Here is a 4,029-nt window from a genome sequence, read left to right as displayed (position 1 = left end):
GCAGTCGGGCTATTTTGTCCTGACAGTTCCTTTCCCGTCGGAAAGAAACTGCCACGACAGCATACTGCGGGAACGTTGTGGGTAATGCAACGAAACCCATAACAAACTTAGAAATATTCAAAGAGGTATTTGATTAATTGGCAGATTAGAAAAAATAATTCAACAAAAGCTAAGTGAATAAAATTTCAAGGAATAAATTATCAGAAAAGCAGAAAAAGGAATTATTTTCTGCTTTAGGATTAATAGGTTTGATTCTACTGACATTGCTAGAATTTAAAATACAGGATTTTAGTCCTTGGATTCAAATCCTGAGAACAATCACAATACCATTAATTCTGATAATTGGAATTATAATATTCGTATTCTTTCGGGAGCGAATTTTTGTATACAAAACCAAACCTACAAGTTCAGATTTTCTAAGGGAAATTATTACGATTTTAATTATATCTTCAATTTTGACAATTCCTGTATTGGGATTTACGTCTTTAACGAATAGAACGATTGGGAATCAAAATGACTATATCCTTAAAGGAGAAATTATTAGTTTGGACAGCACTTTAGTTTATAATAAATCAACGAACTTAACTTCAACAGAATATAGTGTTGAATTAATTGAAAACCAATCTAAGAAAAAATATGAATTTAATATATCAACGAAAAGGTATAAAGACTTAAAAGGACAAACAGAAATTGAACGAAAAATAAAAAAAGGATTTTGGGGATACTTATATGAAAACTAAAAAAAGCACATACCCACAACACACGGTCATAGTGCATGCGGTTTCTTTTAACCTGCAAATCATATTTCAGTATGCCGTCGTTTTCGGCTTGACAGTCTCCACTTCGTGGGACAGTCAACCGCACGACACCATACCGCGGGAACGTTGGTTGCAATTTTATGAAACAAAGAATGTCTGAAGAAACTAAAACGATCATAAAAAATAGCATCGAATTAATAAATACTTATTGCCCAAATCTTTTCAGATTTATTACAAAATCAGAGTTTTCAGATTTTATACGTAAGTCAATTTTATTTGTTGAGAAGAACGAGGAAATTGAAATGAGTGCAAATTTTTTATCAAGTATGTTTGAACTAATAAATGAACTTGAGAAAAATGCATCAAACCAAATAAGAATTGAATATGGAACACTGAACTATTTATTAGGAGAAGGTATCAAAAGAAATTTAGGAAGTAAATTTAAACATCTTGTTAAAGGTTCAATATTAAATTTCAGTGACCAATCTATTTTAGATGTTATGGGTGAATTAGCAGCTTGTATCACTTTAGATAAAACTTATCAATTTGAAAATTATGAATATGTTTTGCAAAATAAAAAATCAATTGACTTCGTATTTTTAAATCAATCAACACCTTTACTTATAGAGGTTTTAAATGTGAAAATTAATCAAAACAAATATGATAAAAGTAATTTTATAAATTTTCTAACAAAACGAATTGTTGACAAACATGAGGATAAAACTCAGAATTTACCTGATATAGAAAAAGACAAAATTTATATATTCCCAATTCTCCATGAACTTACAGAATCAATAATTCAAGAACAAAAACTCAATCTATCAAAATTCAATACAAAATTGAAAGATGAATTAAACATTAATTGTTTTCTTCCACATACTTTTTGTAGATATGTTGATGAATATTATACCTTTAAACATGTTCATGAGATTTAAAGAAAAACTGCAACCAACACGCGGTCATACTGCATGGCAGTCTTTTTAAATAAAATATTACAACATTCGCGGGCTGTCTCTTTTGTCCTGACAGTTCCTATCCTATCGGAAAGAAACTGCCACGACAGCATACCGCGGGAACGTTGTGCATAATTATAGTTAGAAAAAACATTAAACTATGAATCGAGTAATATTCATTTTAATTATTCTGACATTTGGAATAAGAGTTTACGGTCAAGTAGACTCGTTAATTTCTGAGATAATAATAGGTGAATATTCGATTGGAACAAAAGAATATGAGCAAATAGACATAACATATACTAATCCTACTGAAAGACCATTTATTCTCACTATAGATGACAAGAATTTAAACGAATCATCTGACATTAAGAAACTACAGAATTATTTCAACCGCGTTAGAGGAGATTTCAGCTTGACAAATCTTATTTATGAAGATTTATTGGACAATAAAACGCCAATATTATACTCCACTTTTTATAAAATTATTAAACCTGGTAAGACATTTACTATTTCGGTAATTAAGTATAAAGGAAAATTGAATAACGTTATAGACTGTTTGACCAAACAAATCATTATTGTTGATTCATCCGGTTTTGGAGTTCCAATAATGGATTTAGAAAACTATGAATATAAACATTCAATTATTAGCCTGAATGCGAATGATATAATGAAATGTAAAGAATAACTATGCACAACACGCGGTCATAGTGCATGGCAGTATTTTTAAACAGAACATATCAACGTTCGCCGTCTGTCACTTTCGTCATGACAGTTCCTTTCACGTGTGAAAGAAACTGCCACGACACCATACCGCGGGAACGTTGTACACCATTAAAAAAGACACCGTAGCAATTGATAAAAAACTAATGACAAATGATTTTGAGAACTAAAATAAAAATTCAGTCATTCCTTATGATGTTTTTTCTATGGAGCATAGTTGTGTGGTTTGATTACATAATAATATTCACTGATTATTCCATTGACAAGAATGAAAATATAGTTTTAGTATTGCTCAATGGATTTATAGTTTTTTACACTTTTATGATTATCAAATATTTTAAGATTGTTAAAATTGAAAAGGATTCAATAAAAATTAGTTATTGGATTCCATTATTCAATAAACGGTACAGACTACAAGATTTGATAAAATATGATGTGGAATTAAATGAAGGTGGATTTCAAGATGTTCCAAGAAAAAATATTGTTCTGATTTTTAAAGATTCTAAAAAGATTAATATTTCAGATTTTTCAATCGCCAATTTTGAGCGATTTGAGACAGCGATTGATTGGTTAATTAATAACAAGGATAATACAATTGATACAATTCCTGCTGATTATAAAGTTAAACATTCAATAAGTCGGGTAAAATTTGATATTTCTCAAATTAATTTCAAACTGTTTGGATTGATTTTTATTGGAGCACTTGTGACATTTGGAGCTGGATTCGCTATAAATAAGATGATTCATAACAGGTTACTGACAGGTGCAGAAAAAACTAATTTGTTCTTGTGGTTACCGATTATGATTTTCTTGATATTTAAGATATATAAAAAGTTGACTGTTAGAAAGAAGCTAAAATTAACGGTGTACAACAGCCGGTCATAAAACATTGCGCGGATTGTGGTAAATTTGAACGACATAACATTTAATCAACGGCAGCAACGGCTTGATACGGAAGAGCTTCGAAATGCGCAACGTTTCATACCGGCGAACCGTTGGGCCCAAGGGCGAAAAAAAGGGAGTTTAATTTCGCACTGAACTGAGCGGACAATTTCAGCACGAAATTTTTTTCGGCGTTTATGAGACATCTTTTTGAAGAAAATTTTTTCAGACTTTGACCTTGTTAATCGGAATGACCTCTTTCCTTCATGCTGACTTTTGATTTTCAAACTTGTTTTTGACTGATAATACAAACTGACTGTTCGTTTTCGAAAGAATTGCAAACCTTGAGTCTCAATTTATTGTGAAAGACTTTTATACAATGAAAGTTGTGAACTAAACCAAACGTTGAGTTTGACTTTTTTAGATTAGAGATTAGAACGATTGACAGTTCATTAAAATCTGACTGTAAGTTTATCGGTTGAAAAATTTGACTGAGATAAAATATTTAAGAAACCCCAAGGCCCAACACACGGTCATAGTGCATGCGGTTTCTTTTAACTCGCAATACCACATGCATCCTGGCGTCGTTTTCGGCTTGACAGTCTCCACTTCGTGGGACAGTCAACCGCACGACACCATACCGCGGGAACGTTAGGGGCAAGGGTGAAAAAAGATAATTAACCATTCAGTATTTGAGAAATTTTAAGACTTGC

General features: G+C 31.4%; 4 protein-coding genes. All 4 read left to right on the top strand.

What is annotated here, in order from left to right:
- Nucleotides 1-173 precede the first annotated feature (173 nt).
- Nucleotides 174-740 (top strand): hypothetical protein, encoded by a 567-nt coding sequence (locus tag ACE01N_RS20070; protein ID WP_380592791.1) that lies wholly within the window; start codon nucleotides 174-176, stop codon nucleotides 738-740.
- Nucleotides 741-898: 158 nt separating this feature from the next.
- A complete protein-coding gene (locus tag ACE01N_RS20065) occupies nucleotides 899-1,693 on the top strand; it encodes a hypothetical protein (RefSeq protein ID WP_380592789.1) in 795 nt (264 codons plus the stop codon).
- Between the two features lie 178 nt (nucleotides 1,694-1,871).
- Entirely contained in the window at nucleotides 1,872-2,399 is a 528-nt protein-coding gene (locus ACE01N_RS20060; protein ID WP_380592787.1) for a hypothetical protein, read from the top strand.
- Nucleotides 2,400-2,587: 188 nt separating this feature from the next.
- Complete coding sequence (locus ACE01N_RS20055) at nucleotides 2,588-3,319, top strand: hypothetical protein (RefSeq protein WP_380592785.1); 732 nt, start codon at nucleotides 2,588-2,590, stop codon at nucleotides 3,317-3,319.
- Nucleotides 3,320-4,029 lie beyond the last annotated feature (710 nt).

The organism is Quyinboa ferrireducens, from assembly GCF_042436675.1.
Classification (GTDB): domain Bacteria; phylum Bacteroidota; class Bacteroidia; order Bacteroidales; family UBA5342; genus JBHJHP01.
This window is presented reverse-complemented; position numbering and strand designations above follow the sequence as displayed.

Bases quoted from the DNA above. Each gene is read 5' to 3' on its own strand.
- ACE01N_RS20060 (WP_380592787.1), top strand. From the start codon at position 1,872: ATGAATCGAGTAATATTCATTTTAATTATTCTGACATTTGGAATAAGA.
- ACE01N_RS20055 (WP_380592785.1), top strand. From the start codon at position 2,588: ATGATTTTGAGAACTAAAATAAAAATTCAGTCATTCCTTATGATGTTT.
- ACE01N_RS20065 (WP_380592789.1), top strand. From the start codon at position 899: ATGAAACAAAGAATGTCTGAAGAAACTAAAACGATCATAAAAAATAGC.